A 25,161-nucleotide genomic window follows, 5' to 3' on the forward strand; every position below is an offset into this window, starting at 1 on the left:
ACTTGTGGGCCATTTTTCACGGACGCTCGCTCACGCGCTGCAGGAGCGTTGTCCAATAACGCCCCGGATGTGAGCGAGCGTTGGAAACGGCTGTGGCCGCCACCCGTAATTGGATGGCGGCCACAGCCGTGCTTTCGCCGAAGCTTAAGCCTGTGCCGGCTCCTCGGCCGACGCCAGCACGACGTCGGACACGGTGAGTTCGTCGTCGCCCACGGCAACCGTGAGCTCCAGTGCGTTGGCGGCTGCCTTCAAGTCACCCAAACCAGCTGTCAACTGCGCGGCCTGAACCTCGCCGGCGGTGACGGTGGCGGAAACAACCTGCGTGCGCTGCTTGACCTTGGCCTCGGACTTGGCCTTGCGGATGCCGCTCAAGGCATCGCCGACAGTCGCGAGCAAGGTGGTGTCGCCGTCGTCCACGGCAACAGCTGAAGGCCACGGTGCGCGGTGAACCGAACCGGCACGCCACCAGCTCCACACTTCCTCCGTCGCGAACGGCAGGAACGGTGCGAACAAGCGCAGCAGGGAATCCAACGTGGTGGCCAGGGCGGCCAGCACGGAGGCCTGTCCTTCGTCGCCGCTGGCGCCATACGCACGGTCCTTGATGAGCTCAACGTAGTCGTCCGTGAAGTGCCAGAAGAAGCTCTCGGTGAGCTGCAAGGCGCGGGCGTAATCGTACTTTTCAAAGGCGGCGGTTGAGGCACGGACAACTTCTGCCAGCTGCGCCAGAACAGCGCGGTCCAACGGGTTCGTGAGAACGGCGTTGTCAGCGGCGACCACATTGGCCTCGGTTGCGCCCAGGTTCAGCACGAACTTGGATGCGTTGAGCAGCTTGATGGCCAGGCGGCGGCCAATCTTCATCTGCGCAATCTCATACGCCGTGTCGGCGCCGAGCTTGGCGGATGCTGCCCAGTAGCGGACAGCGTCGGCGCCGAAGTCGTTGAGCACGTCGGTTGGGACCACCACGTTGCCCTTGGACTTGGACATCTTCTTGCGGTCCGGGTCAAGGATCCAGCCCGAGATGGCGGCGTGCTTCCACGGTGCGCTGCCTTGCAGGGCGTCGGCGCGCACGGCGGAAGAGAACAGCCAGGTGCGGATGATGTCGTGGCCCTGGGGACGCAGGTCGAAGGGGTAAACCTTGCCGAAGAGGTCCTCATCCTGGCTCCAACCGCCCACAATCTGCGGGGTCAGGGAGGAGGTGGCCCAGGTGTCCAGGACGTCGGCGTCACCAACGAAGCCGCCAGCCGCGTTGCGCTGATCTTCCGTGTAGCCCGGGGCAGCATCAGCGGCGGGGTCAACGGGAAGCATTTCCGAGGTGGGCAGGATCGGGTGATCGTAGTCCGGGTTGGCGTCGGCATCCAGCGGGTACCAAACGGGAACCGGCACGCCGAAGAAGCGCTGGCGGGAAACCAGCCAGTCGCCGTTCAGGCCGGAGATCCAGTTGTCGTAGCGTGAGCGCATGAACGCGGGGTGGAATTCAATTTCCTTACCGCGGTTGATCAGCTTCTCGCGACGGTCCTCGTCGCGGCCACCGTTGCGGATGTACCACTGGCGGGAGGACACGATCTCGAGGGGCTTGTCGCCCTTTTCGAAGAAGTTCACGGGGTGCATGATCTTCTTGGCTTCGCCGTCGAGCAGCTCCGCCTCGCTGAGCATGGCAACCACGCCTTCCTTGGCGCTGAAGACCGTCTTGCCGGCGATGGCTGCGTAGTTGGCGCGGCCTTCCTCGGTGGTGATCCACTCGGGGGTGTCGCCCAGGATGCGGCCGTCACGGCCAACAATGGCGCGGGTGGGAAGCTGCAGTTCGCGCCACCAGGTGACGTCGGTGAGGTCACCGAAGGTGCAGACCATGGCGACGCCGGAGCCCTTGTCGGCCTTGGCCAACGCGTGGGCGCGGACCTCAACCTCAACACCGAACAAGGGGGAGGTGACCTTCTTGCCGAAGAGCGGCTTGTAGCGCTCGTCGTCGGGGTTGGCCACCAGGGCGGAGCAGGCTGCCAGTAACTCGGGACGCGTGGTCTCGATGTAGATCTTGGTGCCGTCTTCGGCGAAGAACGGGTAGCGGTAGTACGCACCGGCAACTTCGCGGTCTTCCAGTTCAGCCTGGGCAACAGCGGTGCGGAACGTGACATCCCACAGTGTGGGAGCCTCTGCCATGTAGGCGTCGCCGTGGTTCAGGTTCTCCAGGAAGCCTCGCTGGGACACTGCACGGGAGTGGTCATCGATGGTGCGGTATGTAAGATCCCAGTCAACGGAGAGGCCCAGGGTCTGGAAGAGGTGCTCAAAGACCTTCTCGTCCTCAACGGCCAGTTCTTCACACAGCTCGATGAAGTTCTTGCGTGAGACAACATCGAAATCACGCTGGTTCTTGGCCGGAGTTGCCGGCGGGCGGTAGCCGTCAACGTAGGTGTATGTGGGATCGCAGCGAACACCGAAGTAGTTCTGCACACGACGCTCGGTGGGCAGGCCATTGTCATCCCAGCCCATGGGGTAGAAGACGTTCTTGCCGTTCATGCGCTGGAAACGGGCCAGCACATCGGTCTGTGTGTAGGAGAACATGTGGCCCACGTGCAAGGAACCGGACGCCGTGGGCGGGGGAGTGTCAATGGAGTACACCTGCTCCCGGGTGGTCTCACGGTCAAACTTGTAGGTTCCTTCGTCAAGCCAGCGCTTGGTCAGGGACTCTTCCAGGCCCTCCAAAACGGGCTTGTCGGGAACGTTGCTTGTGGTGGGTGCGGGCGTGTCTGTGCCCGGAATGTTTTCAGCCATGCGGCAATTCTTTCATGAGTTGCCCCGGAAGCAGGATTCTGCAGGACAATGGTGCCCGTGAAAATACCTGAAAGCGCGCAGCAACAGTGGCACAAAGCGGCGTTGGTGTGGGCCGATGCGGTCCTCGAGCCGGAAAGTTCCCACTATTGCGCTCACACATTGACGCTTGGCGGGCGCCCGGCCGTGTTTCGCGTGGCCAAGACCACACCCACCAAAGTTGGGCAGTTCGTGACGCTCTGGCAGCGTTCGGTGGAGGGTCCCATCCGCCCCTTTGACATGTCCGACGGTGTTGCCCTGTTTGTCATACAGGCAGGCGAAGGAGCGGGGCTGGGAATGTTCGTGTTCCCGGCAGATACCTTGGCCCACCACGGGGTGGTGTCCATCGAGGGGAAGGGCGGCAAACGAGCCATGCGGGTCTACCCGCCCGACGTTGAGACCACCAGCGTCCAGGCCCGGCGCACCCAGACGTGGCAATGCGAGTACTTCCTGCCGCACGATGCCGGTGTGGCGCGGGTCAGGGAGCTGTACGCAGCCTGACCCGGCCACCGGATCCTCCGAAAATTATGCGCTGAACTCGTGCCGGGTTCTGCGCGTAAACGTCTATGCGCAGAACCCAATGTGAGTTCAGCGCATAAATTCAGTCCACTGAACATATGCTCAGAACTGGCGGCCGATTTGACGCATAAGTTCACGGTTTCATCCAGGGACGGCTAGGCGCAGGGCTAAGATGCGGTCATGGGCACAGTGCGGATATTGCGGGTGTATGAGGAGCCGGAATCTGGGGAGTACCGCGTCCTGGTTGACCGGCTGTGGCCGCGTGGCATCGAGAAGGACACCATTGACCTCTGGCTCAAGGAAATCGCGCCCAGCACAGAGGTCCGGAATGCTTTTGGACACCTGCCTGAGCATTTCAGCACCTTTGAACGCGACTACACCGCTGAACTCAAGGGCAACCCGGCCCTGCAGCAGCTGCGCGGGATCATTGACAGCCACACGAGGGTGGCGCTGCTCTACGGGGCCAAGGATCCTGCGCAAAATCAGGCGGCCGTTCTGCTCGACTTCCTAAACAGCGCCGCATAGCCGCTACATTTGTTGCATGGCTGAAAATACCTCCAAGAATGCAATTGTCACAGGCGCCAGCTCCGGAATCGGGGCCGCAACCGTCCGCCAGCTCCGCAGTGACGGGTGGAACGTGATTGCCGTGGCCCGCCGCGAAGACAGGCTGGCCCACCTGGCCCAGGACACCGGCGCCACGCCGTTCGCCGCAGACATCACCAAGGACGACGACGTCGCACGCCTTCGCGCCTTTGCCACCGACACCTTTGCCCAGTCGGGCGGAGTGGACACCGTGATCAACATTGCCGGTGGCGCTCGCGGTGTGGACACTGTGGCCAACGCCCAGGAAGAAGACTGGGAATGGATGTACCGGGTCAACGTGCTGGGCACCATGAAGGTTCTCAAGGCCTTCCTTCCCGCACTCCGTGAACACGGCTACGGCACCGTGCTGAACCTGACCTCCACCGCCGGCCACACAACGTACGAAGGCGGTGGCGGATACAGCGCAGCCAAGTTCGGTCAGCACGCCCTGACAGGTGCCTTGCGCCTGGAAGAGGCTGAAAACAACATCCGCGTCATCGAGGTGGCGCCCGGAATGGTCGCCACAGAAGAGTTCACACTCAACCGTTTGGGCGGCAACCAGGAAGCCGCGGACAAGGTGTACCAGGGCGTGGAGAAGCCACTCACCGCGGAGGACGTAGCGGGTGTGGTGGGTTACGCCGTGGGGCTTCCGCACCACATCAACCTTGACCAGATTGTTCTGCGTCCCGTGGCTCAGGCCGCAGCCCACAAACTGATTCGCCGCTGATACGCAAGGATGCGCGCCGCAATGGCGCGCATCCCGTAGAATAAGGGACAAAGCGTTGACCCGGCCATCACCGGTGAGCTTCCGGAAGAACGCACCTTCAAAAAAGGTGCCAGTAGAACCGGACGGGTAAGCCCGTCACAGCAGCTAATGAGCGGCCGCACCTGTGTAAAAACGGGGTCGGTAAGCGAGGTGGTACCGCGGCGCAAGCCGTCCTTGCATCCTGAACATGAACACCCACAACCAGGATGATGTGATGACCCACTTCCCGAAGGCCTCTGCCGCCGCCGGCCTGCACGCCGAATCAAAGCACGTTCCCTCCTCCGTGAATTTCCCGAAGGTGGAAGAACTCGTCCTGAAATACTGGGATGAAGACGGCACCTTCCAGGCCAGCGTTGACGCCCGCGATGCCGGGGTTGACGGGTCAAACGAGTTTGTCTTCTATGACGGCCCTCCCTTTGCCAATGGTTTGCCACACTACGGCCACCTCCTCACCGGCTACGCCAAGGACCTTGTGGCCCGCTACCAGACCCAGCGCGGTCGCCGCGTTGAGCGCCGCTTCGGCTGGGACACGCACGGCCTGCCCGCCGAGCTGGAAGCCATGAAGCAGCTGGGCATGACTGACAAGGCCCAGATCGAGGCCATGGGCATCGACAAGTTCAACGACGCCTGCCGCTCCTCCGTCATGAAGTACGCCGGCGAATGGCAGGAATACGTGACCCGCCAGGCCCGCTGGGTGGACTTCGACAACGACTACAAGACGCTCAACGTCGAGTACATGGAGTCCGTCCTCTGGGCGTTCAAGCAACTCCACACAAAGGGCCTGACCTACAACGGCTACCGCGTGCTGCCCTACTGCTGGAAGGATGAGACGCCCCTCTCCAACCACGAGCTGCGCATGGATGACGACGTCTACAAGGACCGCCAGGACCAGACAGTCACCGTCACCTTCCCGATCCTCGCCGGTGAATCGGCGCTTTCCCAGGAGCTTGCCGGCGTTGCCGCCATCGCCTGGACCACCACGCCCTGGACGCTGCCCACCAACCAGGCCCTCGCCGTAGGGCCCAAGGTCAGCTACGCCGTCGTTCCCGTTGGACCCAACGGGGTCTCGCTGGGCGCAACGGCAGAGAAGTTCCTGCTGGCCGCCGACCTGGTTGGAGCCCACGCCAAGGACCTCGGGTACGACGACGCTGCTGCCGCAACCGACGCCGTCACCGCCACCTACGCGGGCGCCGAGCTTGAGGGCCTGAAGTACGAACCCCTGTGGGACTACTTTGCCGACGACGAAAAGTACGGCACCGCCAAGTCCTGGCAGTTCCTGCTGGCCGACTACGTCACCACCACCGACGGTACGGGTATTGTTCACCAGGCCCCCGCCTACGGTGAAGAGGATCAAAAGGTCTGCGAGCAGTACGGCATTCCCGTGGTTCTTTCCGTCGATGAGGGCGCCAACTTCCTGCCGCTCTTTGAAGGCGGCCCGCTCAACGACATCGCTGGCGTGCAGGTCTTCGACGCGAACAAAGCCATCACGAAGGTGGTCCGCGAGGCCGGCCGCCTGGTCCGCCAGGCCAGCTACGTCCACAGCTACCCGCATTGCTGGCGCTGCCGCACGCCCCTGATCTACCGCGCCATCTCCTCCTGGTACGTGGAAGTGACCGCGTTCAAGGACCGCATGGTTGAGCTGAACCAGGACATCAACTGGATCCCCGGCAACGTCAAGGACGGCCAGTTCGGCAAGTGGCTGGCCAACGCCCGCGACTGGTCCATCTCTCGCAACCGCTACTGGGGTTCCCCCATCCCGGTATGGCAGTCCGATGACCCCGAATACCCGCGCACCGACGTGTACGGCTCCATCGCCGAGATGCACGCCGACTTTGGCCGCCTGCCGCTGAACAACGAGGGCGAAGTCGACCTGCACCGTCCCTTCATCGACGAACTCACACGCCCCAACCCGGACGACCCAACAGGCAAGTCCACCATGCGCCGCGTAGAGGACGTGCTGGATGTCTGGTTCGACTCCGGCTCCATGCCCTACGGCCAGGTCCACTACCCGTTCGAGAACGAGGAATGGTTCGACACCCACAACCCGGCAGACTTCATCGTCGAGTACATCGGGCAGACCCGCGGCTGGTTCTACATGCTGCACATCCTCTCCACGGCACTCTTTGACCGCCCGGCGTTCGGCAACGTCATCAGCCACGGCATCGTGTTGGGCTCCGACGGACAGAAGATGTCCAAGTCCCTGCGCAACTACCCGGACGTTTCCGAGGTCCTTGACCGCGACGGCTCAGACGCCATGCGCTGGTTCCTCATGTCCAGCCCCATCCTGCGCGGTGGCAACCTGGTCGTCACCGAACAGGGCATCCGTGACGGTGTCCGCCAGGTCATCCTGCCGCTGTGGAACGTGTACAGCTTCTTCACCCTGTACGCCAACACGGCCAACGGTGGCAACGGCTACGACGCCGAACTGCGCTACGACGGCTATTCCGATCCCATGGACCAGTATCTGCTGGCCAACACCGGCGACCTTGTCCGCGAAATGCAGGCCAAGCTGGACGACTATGACGTCTCGGGTGCCTGCGATTCGCTGCGCAGCTACCTGGACATGCTCACCAACTGGTACGTCCGTCGCAGCCGCGGCCGCTTCTTTGACGAAAACAAGGATGCATTCGACGCGCTCTACACTGCCCTGGAAACCGTGTGCCGCGTGGCCGGCCCGCTGCTGCCCTTGGTAACCGAAGAAATCTGGCGCGGCCTGACCGGCGGCCGTTCGGTGCACCTGACCGATTGGCCCAACGCCGACTTGTTCGTTGCCAACGCCGCCCTGGTTGACCAGATGGACCGGATCCAGCAGATCTGCTCCACCGGCTCCAGCTTGCGCAAGGCTGCCAAGCTCCGTGTGCGCCTGCCCCTGCAGGAATTGACTGTGGTGGCACCGAACGCGGCCGCATTGGACGGCGCCAACGCAATTGTTGCGGACGAGCTCAACATCCGCTCCATCCGCTTCGTCGACGCCGCCGAGGCCTCCCCGGAGGAATTCGGCATCTCCCAGAAGCTCGTGGTCAACGCCCGTGCCGCTGGCCCGCGTCTGGGCAAAAACGTTCAGCTCGCCATCAAGGGATCCAAGTCGGGGGACTGGTCGCTCACCAACGGCGTAGTCACCGCAGGCGGTCTTGACCTGGAACCCTCCGAGTACACGCTGGAGACAGTAGTTGCCGACGCGCACGACGGCGGTTCCACCGCGGTGGCCATGCTGCCGGGCGGCGGCTTCGTGGTGCTCAACACGGAACTTACCCCCGAGCTTGAGGCTGAAGGCACGGCACGCGACATGGTCCGCGCCATCCAGCAGGCGCGCAAGGACACCGGCCTTAACGTCAGCGACCGGGTTCGCACCATCATCAGCGCACCGCAGGACATCATCGATGCCCTGCACGCCAACGCCGACCTGGTCAAGAGCGAGACACTCACGCTCAAGCTTGAACTTATCCCGGGCGACGTTGACACCACCATCACAGTTGAACGGAGCATGTCCTAATGACTGCAGACCACGACGCCTTCTCGGTGGAGAGCGTATACGCCGAGCTTTTGGGCCGGGCCCCCGAAAACAAGATGGAGCCGCGGTTGGCTCCCTTGTTCCGGGCCATGGACATCATGGGGGAGCCCAACAAGGCATTCCCCATCATCCATATCACCGGCACCAACGGCAAGACCTCCACGGCACGCATGATCGAATGTGGCCTGCTGGCCCATGATTTGCGCACGGGCCGGTACACCAGCCCGCACCTGACCCGGGTGACGGAGCGCATCAGCATTGACGGGGCCCCCGTCAGCGATGAGACGTTTGTGCGGATCTGGGATGAGATCCGCCCCTACCTGGACATTGTGGACGCCGAGCTCACCGACGCCGGCGAGGTTCGCCTGACGTACTTTGAGTGCCTCACGATCCTGGCGTTTGCCATCTTTGCCGATGAGCCCGTGGACGTTGCTGTCATTGAAGTTGGCCTGGGCGGAATCACCGATGCCACCAACGTAGGCGACGGTCAGGTAGCTGTGATCACGCCCATCTCGCTGGATCACACAGAGCTTCTCGGCGACACCACCGGGCTCATTGCGCAAGAGAAGTCCGGCATCATCAAGGAAGGCGCGTTCTTGATCAGCGCCGCCCAGCCCACCGATGCTGCCCAGGTCTTGCTGGAGAAAGCCCAAAACGTCAACGCACAGTTCCGTTTCGAAGGTGTGGAATTTGGCGTGGAATCGCGCACCATAGCCGTGGGCGGGCAGATGCTGGACCTGCAGGGTCTCGCGGGCCGTTACCCGGGTATTTTGCTCCCGCTGCACGGTGAACACCAGGCGCAGAATGCCGCCGTCGCTCTTGCCGCACTCGAGGCATTCCTGGGCGGCGGGGAGAAGGAACTGAATCTGGAACTGGTTCAGGAAGGCTTCGGTGCCGCGACATCGCCCGGCCGTCTGGAGGTCATGCGGACCTCGCCCACCATCGTGGTGGACGCGGCGCACAACCCCGCAGGCATCGCCGCCAGTGCCGCCGCTCTGCAGGAAGCATTCTCCTTCAGCAAGCTCGTTGTAGTTCTGGGTGTCCTGGCGGAAAAGGATGCCGAGGAAATCCTCAACACCATCAAGGAGTCCTACGGCGAGGAAGCCAGCGAGATCGCCCTGACCCAGTCCAAGTCCCCGCGGGCGATCCCGGCCGCGGAACTGGCTGAGATGGCAGTTGACCTGGGTTGGGCTGAGGAAGATGTACACATTTCCGAGAAGCTTGACGACGCCATCGAATGGGCCGTTGAGCGAGCCGAATCCAACAATGACCTCGCCGGTGGTGTGCTGATTACAGGCTCCATCACCTTGGTGGCCGAGGCCCGCATCTTGCTGGGACGGCCCGGGGAAAAGGAAGGTGCCTAGCCATGGCCAAGCTGACAAAAGCACAACGCGAATGGAAGCCCAACACGCCTAAGAAGCTCCGTTCCACCAAGATGATGTTCGCCTCGGTGGTGCTCATGCTCGAGGCCTTCGTGGCCTTGTTCCTGGGGTTGGCGTTGTTTGGCATTCACGACAAGAACCCGCTCTACCTTGTGGTGGCAGGCGTATTGGCCGTCCTGCTCGTGTTGGCGTGCGGTGTTGTCCGCAAAGCGTGGGGGATCGCCTTCGGCTGGTTCCTGCAGCTGGTGCTGATAGCCGGCGGCTTCTGGGAGGTGTCCATGTTCATTGTGGGCGTTCTCTTCACGGCGGCCTGGTGGTACGCCATTTACGGCGGTGCCAAAATCGATCGCGAGAACGTAGCCCGGGCGCAGGCTCAGGCGCAATGGGATGCCGAACACACCGAGCAGGCTTAAACGCCAGATGATCGAGCCCGGCCACCCGTTGGTCGAGCCTGTCCAGATCCCAGTAAGCTGATTCTAGATTGTCCTTTTTACCTATTTTATTTGGAGTTACCGTGAGCATTGAGCGCACCCTTGTCCTGGTTAAGCCCGACGGCGTGGCCCGCAACCTTTCCGGAGCTGTCCTGGCTCGCATCGAAGCCAAGGGTTACACCCTGGCGGAGCTGAAGAAGGTCAACGCAACCCGCGAGCAGCTTGAGGCACACTACGAAGAGCACGTTGGCAAGCCGTTCTACGAGCCCCTGGTTGAGTTCATGCTCTCCGGCCCGGTTGTGGCCGCGATCTTCGAAGGCAACCGCGTCATCGAAGGATTCCGCGCGCTGGCCGGCACCACCGATCCCACCACGGCAGCCCCCGGCACCATCCGCGGCGACTTTGGCCGCGACTGGGGCCTGAAGGTTCAGCAGAACCTGGTCCACGGTTCAGACTCGGTTGAGTCCGCCGAGCGTGAGATTGGCATCTGGTTCGCCTAAGCGCAACTAGCGCTGGCCGAGCCTGTCGAGGCCAGGATAGAACGACGAAGGGCACCTTCCCTATGGAAGGTGCCCTTCGTCGTCGTACCTCACCCCGCCTCCCGAACCCCGCCTCCCGACGCTCGCTCACATACGGGGCCTTAAACACAAACGCTCCCGCAGCGTGAACTGGTCAGCGGCTGCAGGAGCGTTGGTCAAGACAGCCCCGCATCTGCAGGAGCGTTTGACGGGTGGTTAGGCGTTGGAGGGGATGATCAGCGACATGAACTTGAAGAAGATCGAGGCCAGGGTTCCTAGGTACAGCAGGCCAACGATGACCCAGGCCCAGTCGTTCAGGAACTTCGTGAGTGCTGGCGGTGCGGCAATGACTCCATGGTTCAGGTTGCGCAGTGTTGTAAATACGAAGATGGGGATCATCATGGCCCAGACAATCATGCAGTAGGGGCACAGAACAGCCAGGACGTAGACGGCCTGGATCCAGAACCAGCAGACCAAGCCAATACCGGCGGTGATGCCCACTTGCAGGCAAATCCAGTACCAGCGGTTCAGTCGGGCTCCGGCCAACAAGACCACGCCTGTTGTCACCACAATGGCGAAGGCGACCACGCCGATCAGCGGATTCGGGAAGCCCAAAATGGCGGCCTGTGGGGTCTTCATGACTTCGCCGCAGGAAATCCACGAATTGAAATCACAACTGATTTTCGCGTCGGGGTTGGTGTACAGATGCAGGCGTTCGAGCACCAGCGTGAAGGAAGAGATCCATGCAATACCGCCGGCAATAACAAGGAACCAGCCAAAGAACCTTGACCGCGACAGGGCTGGCAGGTCCGCGTCCGCTGGTGAGCTGGTTGAAACGTTGGAGCTGGGCATGACGTCCTTACTCAAGGGGCTGGGCTATTTGTGTCCTGATTGTAGCCCGAGTTTCTTGGCGCGCCCTGCGAGCAAACGCGTCGTGAGGGGGTGCGTATGAGACAATGGTTTCGGCTGACCGGTGATCCACATGCGCCCTTCAGTCCAATGGGAAGCCCACTGGCTACCGGTGACGACGCTGCCAACGCGTGCAGCCATCCGCCGGCCAGTTCGTGGCAAACCATTGGCTTTTCAGAGCTTGCGCACCCAGGAGTTGGTGCCGCCTGAGGAGTAATTAGACGACTTCCGTCAGCGCCCGCGGGTGCTGACACATCTGCCGCATTTGGGGCCTGATGTGGGGGCGCCAATTCGGTGCGAAAGTAACGCCCATAATGGAAAATGAACAGCGCACACCTGCAAGCACGGAAGCTGCACCGGTAAAAGCAACTGCCAAAACTACCCGCTCACGCCGCGCAACGGCAGCCGTCACGAGTACCTCGGCCGCCAAAGCTGCTGCCGTGGAAGCACCCGCCGTGGAAGCACCCGCTGCGGAGACCGCGGCACCAGCCAAGAAGGCACCGGCACGCCGCAGCCGCGCCAAGAAGACCACACCGCTGGAAGCCGAGAGCGCAGCAGCAACCAGCGCGGCATCCACCCAGGGTGCAGAACCTTCACTCCTGGATGGCATCCCTGAAGCCGCTGCACCGGCACAGACCGCTGCCAATGAGTCTGTAGCAGCGACTCCGGCCAAGCGGGCCACCCGCCGTCGTGCCACTGCACCTGTCACGGCACCAGCCGCCGCACCGGCCGAACAAGGCGTACAGGGCGAATTGAGCCTGTCGGGTCAGGACGCTACGGCAGCAGCAGCTGTGAGCGATTCCGCCCCGGCTGCTGTTGAGGTGGCCAAGGCGCCCGCCAAGCGGACCCGCCGGGCCAAGGCTCCCGTCACCAGCCCGGGCGAGGCAGCCCCGGCCGCGGAGCTGGACGCAGCTCCCGTGGCCGAAGCGGTCGTTGAGGCTCCTGCCGCGCCAGAATCTGCTCCCGCCAAGAAGGCGCCGGCTCGCCGCGCCTCTCGGCGTGCCGCTGCGCCGGCGCAATCCGCCGCAGGCGCCACCGCTGCGGTCATTGCCGCGGAGGAAGCAGCTGCCCCGGTCGTTGCCGAGCCTGCCGTTGCTGAGCCCGTAGAATCCGAGGAGCCCGCCCCTGTCAAGGCCCGCGCGACGCGCAGCCGGCGGAAGTCTGCTGCCCAGTCAGCACCCGTGCTCCCAACTGGAGCCGAGTCTGCACCGGCGGTTGTTCAGTCAGTACCCGAAGAAGCCGGCGCCGCGGACGTTCCGGCTGCGACTGAAGCACCTGTGGCCGAGCAGCCAGCCGCGGAGTCCTTGTTCCTGTCACCGGCCGCCGGACTGTCTGCACTGTTCCTGGCCCCTGATTTGAGCTTGGCCGTACCTGCCGCCACCGCAAGTGAGGATTCCGAGGAAAAGGAATCAACCACAACAGGTAACGATGGCGACCGCCGTGGCCGTGCCCGCAACAGGAACCGCCGCCGCGGCAACGAGGCTGCAGAGACCGTCGAGGCTGCCGACTCAGATACCGACGAAGATGAAGTCATGGACGACGGCGTGACCTCCCGCCGTCGCCGTCGCCGCCGTCGCGGGGACCAGGACCTGGAACTGGCCGGCGGCACCGATGAGGATCCGCCCAACACCGTGACGCGTGTGCGTGCCCCGCGCACCCCCGTCGAGTCCACCGCCACCACTTCGGATCGCGTCACCAGCCTGCGCGGCTCGACCCGCTTGGAAGCCAAGAAGCAGCGCCGCCGCGACTCCCGCGATTCCGGCCGCCGCCGTACCGTCATCACAGAAGCCGAATTCCTGGCCCGCCGAGAGTCCGTTGACCGTGTCATGGTGGTTCGCCAGAGCGATGACCGAATTCAGATCGGTGTTCTCGAGGACGGCATCCTCGCCGAGCACTTCGTCTCCAAGACGCAACAGGATTCGCTCATTGGCAACGTCTACCTCGGCAAGGTCCAGAACGTGCTGCCCAGCATGGAAGCTGCCTTCGTCGACATTGGACGCGGCCGCAACGCCGTCCTGTATGCCGGTGAAGTTGACTGGGATGCAGCAAACCTCAACGGACAGCCGCGCCGCATTGAGAACGCGCTCAAGTCCGGTGACTCCGTACTGGTCCAGGTTTCCAAGGACCCGGTTGGACACAAGGGTGCCCGCCTGACCAGCCAGATCTCCCTGCCCGGACGCTACCTGGTGTTTGTCCCGGGTGGTTCCATGACAGGCATCTCACGCAAGCTGCCCGACGTCGAACGCAACCGCCTCAAGCGCGTCCTGAAGGACCACCTGCCCGAGAACGCCGGCGTCATTGTGCGCACGGCCGCCGAGGGCGCCAGTGAGGAAGAGCTCACCAACGACATCAACCGGCTGCGGGCACAGTGGGAAGGCATCAACGAACGGGCGTCCTCGCACAAGACCCTTGCCCCGGAAATGCTGTACGGCGAACCGGACCTCACCATCAAGGTTGTCCGCGACGTCTTCAACGAGGACTTCTCGAAGCTGGTTGTATCCGGTGAAGATGCATGGGACACGATTGAGGCCTACGTGACCTACGTTGCCCCGGATCTGCTGGACCGCCTTGAAAAGTGGACCAAGCCCGATGACATCTTTGCCGTGCACCGCATCGACGAGCAGATCAACAAGGCCCTTGAGCGCAAGGTCTTCCTGCCTTCGGGCGGTTCACTGGTCATCGACCGCACCGAGGCCATGACAGTGGTTGACGTCAACACCGGTAAGTTCACCGGCTCCGGTGGAAACCTGGAAGAAACCGTCACCAAGAACAACCTTGAAGCAGCCGAAGAAGTGGTTCGACAGCTGCGCCTGCGTGACATCGGCGGCATCATCGTCATCGACTTCATCGACATGGTCCTGGAATCCAACCGCGATCTGGTGCTGCGCCGCCTCGTGGAGTGCTTGGGTCGTGACCGAACCAAGCACCAGGTTGCCGAGGTGACCTCGCTGGGTCTGGTTCAGATGACCCGTAAGCGCATGGGCACCGGCCTGCTGGAAGTCTTCGGCGAACTCTGCCCGTCCTGTGCCGGCCGCGGCATGGTCACTCACGAAATCCCCGTGGAGCACCGCCGCACCCACAGCCCCGCTGTGGAAGTCGCCCAGATTCATGCCCCGGCTCCCAAGCAGGAAAACCGTGAGAACGAGCGCACGGCCAACCGGTCGACCCGCAGTGAGCGCAAGCGCAACCGCAACCGCAACCAGCAGGGCGAAACCGAACCGCAGCTTGAGGCCGCACCTGTAGTTGTGAGCGACGAGACTGCCGACGCGGCCAAGGCACAGAAGGCCCACGAGGCACGGGCTGCGCTGGCCAACATTGCCGCCGCGGCTGCTGCTTCACACCACGAACGCGTCAGCGCTGAGCCCCACCAGGCGCCCGCCGCAGTGGAGTCCGACGCCGCAACCCTCACCCTGGGCGGGGAAGCCATCGAGCTGCCCCGGGGTCACCGCAGTGAAAGCACGGGTTTCTCCGGCACCACCAATGTGGATCAGGCGGCTGCTCTGGCAGACCTGACGCAGGCACTGGATCAGCTGTCGGCACCCGGAAACTCGGAGACCGATTCGGCTGAGGCGGCTTCGACCGAGGCCGGCGGCAACAACCGCTCACGGTCCCGCCGCGGACGCCGCAACCGCAGCGCACGCAGCGCCCAGGGTGGAGCTGACATGGCCGTGGAAACCTCCGCACAGGCTCCTGCCGGCCAGGGCTCCACACCCCACAGCAGCGCAGTTGCTGACAAGCCCGTAGTGCCCGTGGTCAAGAAAGCATCCGAACCGATCATCCTCGGCGTGGGAGTGCCTGCCTCAGAGCTCTAAGCCGCCTTGGCGTGCCTGCTTGAGCAAGCACAAGCATGAGCCAACCAGCCCGCACACGATGACCCGCACCGCATCCAATAATGCAAACCAGGGACATCTTGTGCGGGCTGGTTGCATATTGGAGGGGTGAGAGCACTAGGGTGGAAGGCGACACGGGGTGCCAGGCCACAAGGGCCGGCTGAGACAATACCCGTTGAACCTGCCCGGTTAGCACCGGCGAAGGGATGTCCCATGACAACCAGTACCTTAGTGCCGTCTCCGCTTCTGCCTTCCGTGACAGTATCCGCTGTGCCCGCGGCGTCCACCCACGCGGGAACCCGCGTGAAGCACCCTAGAATTCTTAGCATTGCCGGCTCCGACCCGTCCGGTGGCGCCGGGATTCAGGCGGACATCAAATCCATCTCGGCTCATGGTGGCTATGCCATGGCAGCCATCACCGCCTTGACGGCCCAAAACACCCAAGGCGTGGTGGGGATCCATGTTCCGCCAGTCTCCTTCCTCACCTCGCAATTGGATGCCGTCGCGGCGGACATCACCCTGGATGCCGTCAAGATAGGCATGCTTGGCAATGCCGAGGTGATGAAAGCAGTAGGGGACTGGTTGGCACGGGTCGCTCCCGCCGTCGTGGTTCTTGACCCCGTCATGATTGCCACCAGCGGTGATGCGCTGGTTGAAGATGGAACCCGTCAGGCGCTGCTCGACTTGCTAAAAGTCACCCATTTGGTGACCCCGAATCTCCCGGAACTGGCGGTCCTGCTGAACCTCCCAGAAGCCACCTCGTGGAGTGTGGCACTGGAGCAGGGGAAGGCCCTTGCCGCCGAACATGGCGTCATGGTGCTCGTCAAGGGAGGGCACTTGCCAGGACCACAGTGCCCGGATGCCTTGGTTGGCCCAGATGGTGCGGTCAATGAATTTGAAGGTGCCCGCATCAACACGGCAAATACGCACGGCACAGGTTGCTCCCTGTCCTCGGCTGTGGCCACGCTACAAGCGCAAACAGGTGACTGGGTCGAAAGTGTGCACAGAGCCAAGCTGTGGCTGGCCGGAGCCTTGGAGGCCGCTGAGGCATTGCAGGTTGGCAGCGGTGCCGGGCCAATCAATCACCTGCATGCCCTGTGGGGGAGTGCCGCGCCTGCCGACCAAACATTTTCCAGCGAACTATGGGCCGACTGTGCGCCCCAGCGTGCGGCCATCTTTGACTTGGACTTCATCCAGGAACTGGCTGCCGGTACCCTCCATCCAAGCCACTTTGCTTACTACCTGGCTCAAGATGCCCAGTATTTGACTACCTATTCCAGGGTTCTTGCCCGGGCGAGTTCGCTGGCCCCTACCGAAGCGGAACAAAAATTCTGGGCGGGCGGGGCGCAGAACTGCATCGACGTGGAGCTGGGCCTGCATCGTGACTGGCTCAGCAAATACCCTCTCGAGTCGCCTCAGGGGCCCGTCACCAAGCACTATGTAGACCATCTCCAGGCCGTGGCGTTCGGTGGCAGCTACGGCGAGGTCGTGGCAGCGGTTCTGCCGTGCTACTGGCTGTATGCCGAGGTTGGACGCTTACTCCATGCCGATTATCTTGGCTTCGAGGGAGAGCACCCGTATGGGACATGGCTGGCAACTTACGCCGATGAAGACTTTGCGCGAGCCACGCAGCAGGCCATCAGCTTCACCGATGCCGCCGCGCGCCGAGGTTCGCCCCTTGAACGCCTGAAGATGCGGGAAGCTTTCGCCTATTCCGCGCAGTATGAGGTGGACTTCTTTGCAGCCCCTCACCTGCTGGTTGAGGGCCTGGCCGGGGCGTCACGTGATTAACCACACCCGGTTTTGAGCGACAAATACGGCGCGTCCAGGCCCAAAATGTCATAAATCGGCAACAAGCGCGCTAAAGTTGCTGAGTCAAGGTTTCTGCGATCTTCACGTAGTTCCTGGATTGAGCATGTTTATCCAGGGCAGCGCAGGGAGTCGAAACCAGTCTCATTTGCCCCCGAAGCCAGAATTAGCGTATTCTTGATCTTCGGTGCTTACGCCAACACCTAGGGCAACCACTCCATGGCAGAACTCCATTGAGGTCCACGGCGTTGAGGCACATAGTATGCACACTGTATTTCCTTTATTTGTGAAGTACGGCTGTATACGGTTGGCGAAAGATCAATCATGATCCGCGCCGGCACAAAAACTTTGTAATAAACGTCGAGAGAAGTGAGTTCCCCAGTGGTGTACGCGATTGTCCGCGCAGGCGGCCGTCAAGAAAAGGTTTCCGTAGGAGACCACGTGACCATGAACCGCGTCCCCGGTGGAGTTGGCAGCACGCTTGAGCTGCCCGCTTTGCTCTTGGTTGATGGTGACAAGCTCACCACAGCCGCGAAGGACCTGGCTAATGTGAAGGTTACGGCTGAGAAGTTGGAGGATCTTCGTGGACCGAAGATCGTCATCCAGAAGTTCAAGAACAAGACCGGCTACAAGAAGCGCCAGGGTCACCGTCAGGAACTGTCCAAGGTCAAGATCACCTCAATCGCTTAATAAGCGAAAGACGTTCGATCCTCTTAGATTCTTTTAGTAAAAAGGCAGGCATTTTCAAATGGCACATAAAAAGGGTGCGAGTTCCACTCGCAACGGTCGTGACTCCAACGCTCAGTACCTGGGCGTAAAGCGCTTCGGCGGTCAGGTTGTCAAGGCTGGCGAAATCATCGTTCGCCAGCGCGGCACACACTTCCACCCCGGCGTTAGCGTTGGCCGTGGCAAGGACGACACGCTGTTCGCATTGGACGCAGGTGCAGTCGAGTTCGGCACGCGTCGTGGACGTCGCGTTGTGAACATCGTTGCAGCTACGGTCTAATACCGAAGCTTTTCCAGTGGAGCGGGCCGCATGGCTCGCTCCACTGGCTTTTAACACCAGCACGGCTTTTTATGCCAGCGCTGTCTCGTAACACCAGCATTTTTCACCACCAGTAGCGCCGACCGGAAACGGGGCGCTGCTTTAGTAGCGGACTAGAATTAGTGCGCACAGGCTTAAGTTCTATTCGAGGAGATTTCAGTGGCCAGCTTTGTTGACCGGGTTGTTTTGCACGTATCCGGCGGGACTGGCGGCCACGGCTGCGTCTCCGTTCACAGCGAAAAATTCAAGCCGTTGGGCGGGCCTGACGGCGGCAAGGGCGGCGATGGCGGCAGTGTCACCTTCCGCGTCAGTGACCAGACCACCACCTTGCTTGACTTCCACCATGCACCCCACCGTCGCGGCGGCAACGGCCAGCCCGGCATGGGTGACTGGCGCGACGGCAAGGACGGGGAATCGCTGATCCTTGAAGTCCCCGATGGCACAGTCATCAAGGACAAAGAAGGCAATGTCCTTGCCGACCTCGTGGGCATCGGCACGGAGTATGTTGCTGCCGCCGGTGGCCAGGGCGGGCTCGGCAACAATGCCCTGTCCTCACTGAAGCGCAAGGCCCCGGGCTTCGCACTGTTGGGTATTGCCGGCTCAGAGGCCGACATCGTCCTTGAGTTGAAGTCCATTGCAGACATCGCGCTGGTCGGGTTCCCGTCCGCCGGCAAGTCCAGCCTCATCGCTGCCATGTCTGCTGCCCGGCCCAAGATTGCCGATTACCCCTTCACCACCCTGATCCCCAACCTGGGCGTTGTCCAGGCCGGCGACGTCCGCTTCACCATGGCCGACGTTCCGGGCCTGATCGAGGGTGCCAGCGAAGGCAAGGGCCTGGGTCACAACTTCCTGCGCCACGTTGAGCGTTGCGCCGCCATTGTGCACGTCCTTGACTGTGCAGCCCTGGAGGCCGACCGTGACCCCATCACGGATCTGGCCATCATTGAGCGCGAACTTGACCAGTACGACGTCGACATGAGCTTCGCAGGAACCGACGGTGACGTGGTTCCCCTGAACGCGCGACCCCGCCTTATCGCGCTGAACAAGGTGGATTCACCGGACGGCCGGGACATGGCCGGATTTGTCCGATCTGACCTGGAAGCCCGCGGCTACCGTGTCTTCGAAGTCTCAGCGGCAAGCCATGAGGGCCTGAAGCAGCTTGGCTTCGCAATGGCAGAAATTGTCACGGCAGCACGCAAGGCTCTCGCCGATGTCGCCGTCAAGGTCACCCCGGTGGTTCTGCGCCCCCGCGCCGTCAACGAATCATCCTTCACAATTCGCCGCGAAGAGCGCAACATGAGTCCGTTGTTCCGCGTTCGTGGTGAAAAGCCCGAGCGTTGGGTTGAGCAGACCGATTTCCAGAACGAGGAAGCCATCGGCTACCTGGCAGATCGGCTGGCGAAGGCCGGCGTTGAGAAGGAACTCTTCAGGATCGGTGCCACACCCGGAGACACCGTGGTCATCGGCGGCGAGCACGGCATGGTCTTCGACTGGGAGCCCACCATGATGGGTGGCGCCGAGCACCTGGCCGCACCTCGCGGCACCGACCTGCGCCTCCTTGACCTCGGTGACCGTCCCACGCGTTCGCAGAAGCGCCAGGAACAGCAGGACCGTCGCGACGCCAAGGCTGCCGCGCGTGCCGAGATGGATGCCGAGCGCAAGGCCGGCATTTGGACCGAGACCCATAATCGCGAGGCCACGAAAGCTCAGTTCATCGAAGCCGATTTGGCTGCTGAAGGTGAATCCGACGACGCTGGCGCAAAGCAGAGCTAATGAGCGCTGAAGCTGTGGGAACGCCGGAAGCCGGTGAAGTATCGTCACTTGAATCACGCAGGGGCATTGCCACGGCGGCGCGCATCGTGGTCAAGGTGGGATCGTCGTCGTTGACTTCAGTGGCAGGCGGAATCTCCGAAGAGGCTTTGACGAAACTGGTCGATGTCCTGGCGCAGCGACGCCTGGCCGGAACCGAGATCATTCTTGTCTCTTCGGGTGCAATTTCTGCCGGGCTGCTGCCTTTGGGCTTGAACCGCCGACCCAAGGACCTTGCCACCCAACAGGCTGCTGCCAGCGTTGGGCAAGGCCTGTTAATGGCACACTACAACCGTGCGTTCCAGTCCCACGGCGTCACAGCCTCGCAGGTGCTGCTGACCGCGGAAGACCTCACGCGACGGCACCAGTACGTTAACGCGCACAGGGCCCTGGAGCGGCTCCTGCTTCTGGGCGTGGTGCCCATTGTCAATGAAAATGACACGGTTGCCACGCACGAGATCCGCTTCGGTGACAATGACCGGCTTGCGGCACTCGTGGCCCACCTGGTCAAGGCGGATGCCTTGGTGTTGCTCTCAGACGTCGATTCGCTTTATGACGGCCCGCCCTCGGAAGGGGCAACGCGAATCAGCCACGTTGATTCATCCGAGGATTTGGAAGGCATTGTCATTGGCAGTGCAGGCAAGGCCGGTGTGGGTACCGGTGGCATGGCAACCAAGGTTCAGGCAGCCATGATTGCCGCCGAAACAGGGATCCCGGCTCTCGTCACCTCCACCGAACAAGCGGCCTCCGCTCTTGCGGGGGAGGACGTTGGAACCTGGTTTGGCATCAACGGCAACAAGCGCCCCGTCCGCATGCTGTGGCTAGCTCACCTGGCCGACATCCGAGGCCGTCTGGTCTTGGATGACGGTGCCGTTCGGGCCGTCAGTGAACGGCACAAGTCCCTGCTTCCTGCCGGCATTACGGCTGTTTCCGGTGATTTTGACGCCGGTGACGCTGTGGAGATCAGCGACGCACAGGGCAATGTCTTTGCGCACGGCTTGGTGAACTACCGCCACTCTGACCTGCCGCAGATGCTGGGACGTTCCACCAAGGCGTTGGCGAAGGACCTGGGCCGGGAATTTGAGCGTGTGGTTGTCCATGTTGATGACCTGGTGCTTCTTAACGGTTAGCTCACAGCGGGATCTGCGGTTGTGCCTTAGAATTGGGGCATGACCGAGCAGATTGTTGAACAAGATGTAGCCGCCGAGGTTCGCGCCATTACCGACCGCGCCCGCCGGGCCGCACGTCGAATGGCCGGCGCCAACCGCGCATGGAAGGACAAGGGCCTGCGCGCCATGGCCAAGTCCTTGCTGGAAAACCAGGACGCGGTTCTCGCCGCGAACGCCAAGGACGTGGCTGTCGGCCGCGACAATGGAACTTCCGCATCCATGCTTGATCGCTTGACGCTCACCAAGGTGCGCATGCAGGGCCTGGCGTCAGCGCTGGAAAACCTCGCAACCCTGCCCGATCCCGTGGGCAATGTTGTGCGCGGGCAGACCTTGCCCAACGGATTGCGCATGCGCCAAATCAACGTTCCCATGGGTGTGGTTGCGGCGATCTATGAGGCCCGCCCCAACGTCACGGTGGATATCGCCGGCTTGGCACTAAAGAGCGGCAACGCCGTAATCTTGCGTGGCGGCACGGCCGCGGCCCACACCAACAAGGCCCTGTTGGGAATCCTGCGCGACGCCCTCGAACTGGTGGGATTGCCTGCCGATGCCGTGCAATCCGTAGACCAATACGGTCGCGAGGGTGCCAACCTCATCATGAAGGCGCGCGGCGCGGTTGATGTCTTGATTCCCCGCGGCGGGCGCGACCTCATCCAATCCGTTGTCAACAACTCGGCGGTTCCTGTCATCGAGACCGGTGAAGGCAATGTGCACATCTTCATTGACAGCAGCGCCAAGGAAGAGATGAGCGTTGAGATCCTGCTGAACGCCAAAACCCAGCGCCCCAGTGTGTGCAACACAGTGGAAACGCTGTTGGTGCACAAGGATGCCAAGGTGCTCCCCGCCGTGTTGCGGGCATTGGCGAAGGCCGGCGTTCGCCTCCACGTTGATGAGCGTGTTCAGGCCGTGCTGCCCGCTGGCGTCACAGCCACAGCGGCGACGGATGAGGACTGGGCCACTGAATACATGGACCTGGACCTTGCCGTGAAAATGGTGGACTCCATGGATGAAGCCATCAAGCACATCCGCACTTGGAGCACAGGTCACACAGAAGCCATCCTGACGAACGATCTCAGCAATGCAGAACGGTTTATTGCAGAGATTGATTCGGCGGCCGTAATTGTGAATGCGAGCACACGTTTCACTGACGGTGGCGAGCTGGGCTTGGGCGCTGAAGTTGGCATTTCGACCCAAAAACTCCATGCCCGTGGGCCAATGGGCCTGACGGAACTGACCACCACCAAGTGGATTGTGCAAGGCGAAGGCCAAGTCCGGAGCTAATCCCCACGCCCTCCCGGAGGGGAACCGCTGGCGCGTTTCTTCTCTGGGGCCCTCGGGCGTGTGGGCCCAGTCAACTCCTCCCCAATTCCAGCCGCTGGCTCGTCTGTATTTGGGGTCCCTCGGAGTTGGGGGCCCGGCTGGCATGGACTTTGCTGCGCGCCGGTGTGCCAGTGTGCACCAAATGCACGTACCATTAGAGGGAATTCACGCAATGACAGGACCGGATGCGGCGATCCCGCCGCCCGGCCACGCACCCTAGGGGAGAAATAATGCTGACCCAGCTTGCCGGCGTCGTACTAGCCGCTGCAGAAGGACATGAAGAACTCGCGCCGTTGATTGCACCGCCGTTGGTCATTGGCGGAACCATGCTGGGCGCACTGTTGTTACTCATGCTGGTGACGGTTTCCTTCATGAACTTGGGCAACCGCCACACGGCCGTTGAGGCAACTGACGATCCCCACCGTCAGCACACCAACAAGCACCTCCATGGCGACGATTCGGTGTCCTCCAATCACTGAGGCTGCACTCCGGGTGCCTTCACCTGTTGGTACCCGGAACCGTCTCCGCGTCGGAGTCATGGGTGGAACGTTCGATCCAATCCACCATGGTCACCTTGTTGCAGCCAGTGAGGTTGCGAGTGTTTTCAAACTCGATGAAGTCATTTTTGTGCCCACTGGCGAACCTTGGCAAAAGGCGAAAAGCCGTGTCAGTGCCGCCGAGCACCGCTACCTCATGACAGTCATCGCGACCGCTGCAAACCCCCGATTCACCGTGAGCCGGGTGGACATTGACCGCCCCGGTCCCACGTTCACAATCGATACACTGCGGGATTTGCACAACGCCCGCCCCGATGCGGACTTGTTCTTCATCACAGGCGCCGATGCCATGTCCCAGATCATGTCGTGGAAAGACAGCGACGAGCTATGGGATTTGGCCCATTTTGTTGGGGTCACCCGTCCTGGGCATGTGCTCGATGACAGGGGGCGTACCGATGTAAGTTTGTTGGAGGTGCCCGCCATGGCGATCTCTTCAACCGATTGTCGAAAGCGCGTAGCCGAGCAGAACCCGGTTTGGTATCTGGTTCCGGATGGCGTGGTGCAATATATTGCCAAGTACGGCCTGTATGTTCAGCCCGGAACGGATGCCAGCGCAGGCATTGTGCCGGTGACAAAAGAGAACCGAATGAGTAAGTGATGAGCAAGGAAACGGAGCCGATTCGTAGCCGCAGGCAATTGCGGGCGCAATCGACACAGGTAGCAGGCGTCGCGGCAAAGCCGAAGACGCCATTGAGCCCTGCCCCCGAAGAAACAGCTGTGCCCGTGGCTTCGCCCGAGAAAGCACCATCTTCTGCGGCGCCTGCCGTTCCGGCAGCACGCCCGGAACCTTCTGCCCACCGCACCGAACGGGAATCACAGATCCGGGCACGCGACAGGGCGGCACTGCGCGCTTACAAGGAACTCGTGGACCCTCCGGGTCTCAGCCCGCTGCCGTCACGCCGTGCCATCCGCCAGGCTCAGCTCGACGCCGAACGCGCGCCCGTCACAGCCGTCAACCCTGTGGTCTCCGTTGTGCCCCCGGCAACAGTGCTCCCGGATGCGCCGTCGAACGCACCTAAAACCCAAGCTGCACCGCAGGTGGAGCCAGCCGCCTCAACCAGCGGAAAGCCCCAGAGCCCGGCGCCGCTGGCATCAGCTCCTCCACGCACCCGCGGTGGCCGCCGTGCCGCCGCAACAGCCGCGGCTCGTGGCGTTTCTGCCGGCCAACCCGCCACAGCGGTTCAAGGCTCGACGCCTGTCACTCACGCCGCCGAAACTGCGGCCGGTGCTGAGCCTGCAACGTCCGGGCCCGTAACGTCGGCACCTCATGCCCCAGGCATCGCCACGACCGAGCTGCCAGGGCCCGCAGCAGAGGCTGCTGAGCCTGCAGCCGCCACATCGGCTCTGTACCCTCCGCTGCCAGGCCTCGTGCCCGGCGGCAGCTACTATCCTGTTTCAGCTGGTCCGCCCCCGGCAGTGGCGGCTCCCACCACCGAGGAACTGCGTATCCTTGCCGCCGAGCGTGCCGAGGCTGAGCGTGCGGCCGTCTTGGCCGAGCGTGCCCAAGCGCGTGAGCGTCTAGCTCAGGAAAGTGCAAAGAACCGGCGCCCGGCCAGCGATCCCACGGCAACGAACAACCTTGCCATGGTCACACCACTGGACTTCATTGAGGTCCCTGGGGTGGATCGCCCGGTGCTCCGCCAGCCCACCACCACGCACGTCCCGATCGTGGCTACCGCCGCTATTCGAGGAGTCTCAAAGCGGTCAGGGGCCACCCCCAACCGGACAGCCGCACCGAAGCTGCCGCCAGCACCCACGGCAGCAACCCCGGTTCAGGCGTTGCCGGACAGCAATCACGATCGAGGCCCTGTTGCCTCAACCGCTAAGTCCCCGTCAACAGTTCCTGCCGTTAGCGCCGAACGTTTTGACGCAGCGCTTGCGGCCAGAGCGGTTCACCGCCCCGGTCCGGGTAACCGCCCACTGACCGGCGGACGGAGCAGTACTCTCAAGCAGGCCGAGGCCATGGCCACCGGCAAGCAAGGCGTACTGCGCGCGGAGCCTGAGACGGTTCCCGTCCAGCGCTCCCAGATGCCACCCATGCCCGCGGACTATGCCCACGGACTTGAGCCGCTGGACGCCATGACAGCTGGATTGGCCCGGACTCAGCGCAATGCGCTGATCCACTGGGGCTTGACCGTCGCAGGAGGCGCCGCTCTTGTAGTTGGCGTCATCATGTTTATCACCTCACTAGCACGCTAATTT

Annotated in this window: 19 protein-coding genes and 1 riboswitch; of the genes, 17 read left to right on the forward strand and 2 right to left on the reverse strand. The window is 62.4% G+C overall.

The features are described from left to right. Nucleotides 1–144 precede the first annotated feature (144 nt). Entirely contained in the window at nt 145–2,766 is a 2,622-nt protein-coding gene (gene valS / locus BLV41_RS03180) for a valine--tRNA ligase (RefSeq protein ID WP_074710434.1), read from the reverse strand. Between the two features lie 57 nt (nt 2,767–2,823). Here valS and BLV41_RS03185 point away from each other — a divergent pair, with 57 nt between their 5' ends. From BLV41_RS03185 to ndk, 7 genes are all read left to right on the forward strand, one after another. Next, nucleotides 2,824–3,303: a MepB family protein gene (locus BLV41_RS03185; protein WP_211481600.1), complete on the forward strand. Its 480-nt coding sequence runs from the start codon at nt 2,824–2,826 to the stop codon at nt 3,301–3,303. 198 nt (nt 3,304–3,501) lie between these two features. Beyond that, nucleotides 3,502–3,846 carry a DUF488 domain-containing protein gene (locus BLV41_RS03190; RefSeq protein ID WP_074710438.1) on the forward strand — a complete coding sequence of 115 codons (345 nt, stop codon included), beginning with the start codon at nt 3,502–3,504 and terminating at the stop codon, nt 3,844–3,846. Between the two features lie 16 nt (nt 3,847–3,862). After that, the gene (locus BLV41_RS03195) at nt 3,863–4,630 is read left to right on the forward strand and encodes an SDR family oxidoreductase (RefSeq protein ID WP_074710440.1); all 768 of its coding nucleotides are present in this window, start codon (nt 3,863–3,865) and stop codon (nt 4,628–4,630) included. 253 nt (nt 4,631–4,883) lie between these two features. Then, nucleotides 4,884–8,162 (forward strand): isoleucine--tRNA ligase, encoded by a 3,279-nt coding sequence (gene ileS, locus BLV41_RS03200; protein WP_074713079.1) that lies wholly within the window; start codon nt 4,884–4,886, stop codon nt 8,160–8,162. Then, nucleotides 8,162–9,544, forward strand: a complete 1,383-nt coding sequence (locus BLV41_RS03205) for a bifunctional folylpolyglutamate synthase/dihydrofolate synthase (protein ID WP_074710442.1) — start codon at nt 8,162–8,164, stop codon at nt 9,542–9,544. Before ileS ends, BLV41_RS03205 begins: the two co-directional genes overlap by 1 nt. A 2-nt stretch (nt 9,545–9,546) precedes the next feature. Beyond that, nucleotides 9,547–9,975 (forward strand): DUF4233 domain-containing protein, encoded by a 429-nt coding sequence (locus BLV41_RS03210; protein WP_074710444.1) that lies wholly within the window; start codon nt 9,547–9,549, stop codon nt 9,973–9,975. 101 nt (nt 9,976–10,076) lie between these two features. Further along, entirely contained in the window at nt 10,077–10,493 is a 417-nt protein-coding gene (gene ndk, locus BLV41_RS03215; RefSeq protein WP_074710446.1) for a nucleoside-diphosphate kinase, read from the forward strand. Nucleotides 10,494–10,727: 234 nt separating this feature from the next. On the opposite strand, the gene BLV41_RS03220 is transcribed toward ndk, so the two are convergent. Continuing rightward, complete coding sequence (locus BLV41_RS03220; protein WP_074710448.1) at nt 10,728–11,363, reverse strand: vitamin K epoxide reductase family protein; 636 nt, start codon at nt 11,361–11,363, stop codon at nt 10,728–10,730. 371 nt (nt 11,364–11,734) lie between these two features. Here BLV41_RS03220 and BLV41_RS03225 point away from each other — a divergent pair, with 371 nt between their 5' ends. The 10 genes from BLV41_RS03225 to BLV41_RS03270 all read left to right on the forward strand — a co-directional run bounded on the left by BLV41_RS03225 (nt 11,735) and on the right by BLV41_RS03270 (nt 25,158). Continuing rightward, nucleotides 11,735–15,232, forward strand: a complete 3,498-nt coding sequence (locus tag BLV41_RS03225) for an Rne/Rng family ribonuclease (protein ID WP_083360578.1) — start codon at nt 11,735–11,737, stop codon at nt 15,230–15,232. 143 nt (nt 15,233–15,375) lie between these two features. Further along, nucleotides 15,376–15,474: riboswitch (TPP riboswitch) on the forward strand. After that, nucleotides 15,464–17,041, forward strand: a complete 1,578-nt coding sequence (locus BLV41_RS03230) for a bifunctional hydroxymethylpyrimidine kinase/phosphomethylpyrimidine kinase (RefSeq protein ID WP_074710450.1) — start codon at nt 15,464–15,466, stop codon at nt 17,039–17,041. Its footprint overlaps the riboswitch before it by 11 nt. 399 nt (nt 17,042–17,440) lie before the next feature. Beyond that, nucleotides 17,441–17,749, forward strand: coding sequence for a 50S ribosomal protein L21 (gene rplU, locus BLV41_RS03235; protein ID WP_044573640.1), 309 nt, complete (start codon nt 17,441–17,443; stop codon nt 17,747–17,749). Nucleotides 17,750–17,807: 58 nt separating this feature from the next. After that, nucleotides 17,808–18,065, forward strand: a complete 258-nt coding sequence (gene rpmA / locus BLV41_RS03240; protein ID WP_044573643.1) for a 50S ribosomal protein L27 — start codon at nt 17,808–17,810, stop codon at nt 18,063–18,065. Between the two features lie 198 nt (nt 18,066–18,263). Then, entirely contained in the window at nt 18,264–19,877 is a 1,614-nt protein-coding gene (gene obgE, locus BLV41_RS03245) for a GTPase ObgE (protein ID WP_074710452.1), read from the forward strand. Beyond that, nucleotides 19,877–21,043, forward strand: a complete 1,167-nt coding sequence (gene proB / locus BLV41_RS03250; RefSeq protein WP_044573651.1) for a glutamate 5-kinase — start codon at nt 19,877–19,879, stop codon at nt 21,041–21,043. Before obgE ends, proB begins: the two co-directional genes overlap by 1 nt. Before the next feature lie 39 nt (nt 21,044–21,082). After that, nucleotides 21,083–22,363 carry a glutamate-5-semialdehyde dehydrogenase gene (locus BLV41_RS03255; RefSeq protein WP_074710454.1) on the forward strand — a complete coding sequence of 427 codons (1,281 nt, stop codon included), beginning with the start codon at nt 21,083–21,085 and terminating at the stop codon, nt 22,361–22,363. 269 nt (nt 22,364–22,632) lie between these two features. After that, nucleotides 22,633–22,881, forward strand: a complete 249-nt coding sequence (locus tag BLV41_RS03260) for a hypothetical protein (RefSeq protein WP_420836164.1) — start codon at nt 22,633–22,635, stop codon at nt 22,879–22,881. Beyond that, a complete protein-coding gene (gene nadD / locus BLV41_RS03265) occupies nt 22,850–23,557 on the forward strand; it encodes a nicotinate-nucleotide adenylyltransferase (RefSeq protein WP_074710456.1) in 708 nt (235 codons plus the stop codon). Before BLV41_RS03260 ends, nadD begins: the two co-directional genes overlap by 32 nt. Then, a complete protein-coding gene (locus BLV41_RS03270) occupies nt 23,557–25,158 on the forward strand; it encodes a hypothetical protein (protein ID WP_074710457.1) in 1,602 nt (533 codons plus the stop codon). The genes nadD and BLV41_RS03270 overlap by 1 nt, the downstream gene beginning before the upstream one ends. Nucleotides 25,159–25,161: the final 3 nt, after the last annotated feature.

It is taken from the genome of Arthrobacter alpinus (assembly GCF_900105965.1).
In the GTDB taxonomy this organism is placed as follows: Bacteria; Actinomycetota; Actinomycetes; order Actinomycetales; family Micrococcaceae; genus Specibacter; species Specibacter alpinus.

Excerpts from the sequence above, each read along its gene's own strand:
- valS (WP_074710434.1), bottom strand. The coding sequence starts at position 2,766 with ATGGCTGAAAACATTCCGGGCACAGACACGCCCGCACCCACCACAAGC.
- BLV41_RS03190 (WP_074710438.1), top strand. The coding sequence starts at position 3,502 with ATGGGCACAGTGCGGATATTGCGGGTGTATGAGGAGCCGGAATCTGGG.
- BLV41_RS03195 (WP_074710440.1), top strand. The coding sequence starts at position 3,863 with ATGGCTGAAAATACCTCCAAGAATGCAATTGTCACAGGCGCCAGCTCC.
- ileS (WP_074713079.1), top strand. The coding sequence starts at position 4,884 with ATGACCCACTTCCCGAAGGCCTCTGCCGCCGCCGGCCTGCACGCCGAA.
- BLV41_RS03205 (WP_074710442.1), top strand. The coding sequence starts at position 8,162 with ATGACTGCAGACCACGACGCCTTCTCGGTGGAGAGCGTATACGCCGAG.
- BLV41_RS03210 (WP_074710444.1), top strand. The coding sequence starts at position 9,547 with ATGGCCAAGCTGACAAAAGCACAACGCGAATGGAAGCCCAACACGCCT.
- BLV41_RS03220 (WP_074710448.1), bottom strand. The coding sequence starts at position 11,363 with ATGCCCAGCTCCAACGTTTCAACCAGCTCACCAGCGGACGCGGACCTG.
- BLV41_RS03225 (WP_083360578.1), top strand. The coding sequence starts at position 11,735 with ATGGAAAATGAACAGCGCACACCTGCAAGCACGGAAGCTGCACCGGTA.
- BLV41_RS03230 (WP_074710450.1), top strand. The coding sequence starts at position 15,464 with ATGACAACCAGTACCTTAGTGCCGTCTCCGCTTCTGCCTTCCGTGACA.
- rpmA (WP_044573643.1), top strand. The coding sequence starts at position 17,808 with ATGGCACATAAAAAGGGTGCGAGTTCCACTCGCAACGGTCGTGACTCC.
- proB (WP_044573651.1), top strand. The coding sequence starts at position 19,877 with ATGAGCGCTGAAGCTGTGGGAACGCCGGAAGCCGGTGAAGTATCGTCA.
- BLV41_RS03255 (WP_074710454.1), top strand. The coding sequence starts at position 21,083 with ATGACCGAGCAGATTGTTGAACAAGATGTAGCCGCCGAGGTTCGCGCC.
- BLV41_RS03260 (WP_420836164.1), top strand. The coding sequence starts at position 22,633 with ATGCTGACCCAGCTTGCCGGCGTCGTACTAGCCGCTGCAGAAGGACAT.
- nadD (WP_074710456.1), top strand. The coding sequence starts at position 22,850 with ATGGCGACGATTCGGTGTCCTCCAATCACTGAGGCTGCACTCCGGGTG.
- BLV41_RS03270 (WP_074710457.1), top strand. The coding sequence starts at position 23,557 with ATGAGCAAGGAAACGGAGCCGATTCGTAGCCGCAGGCAATTGCGGGCG.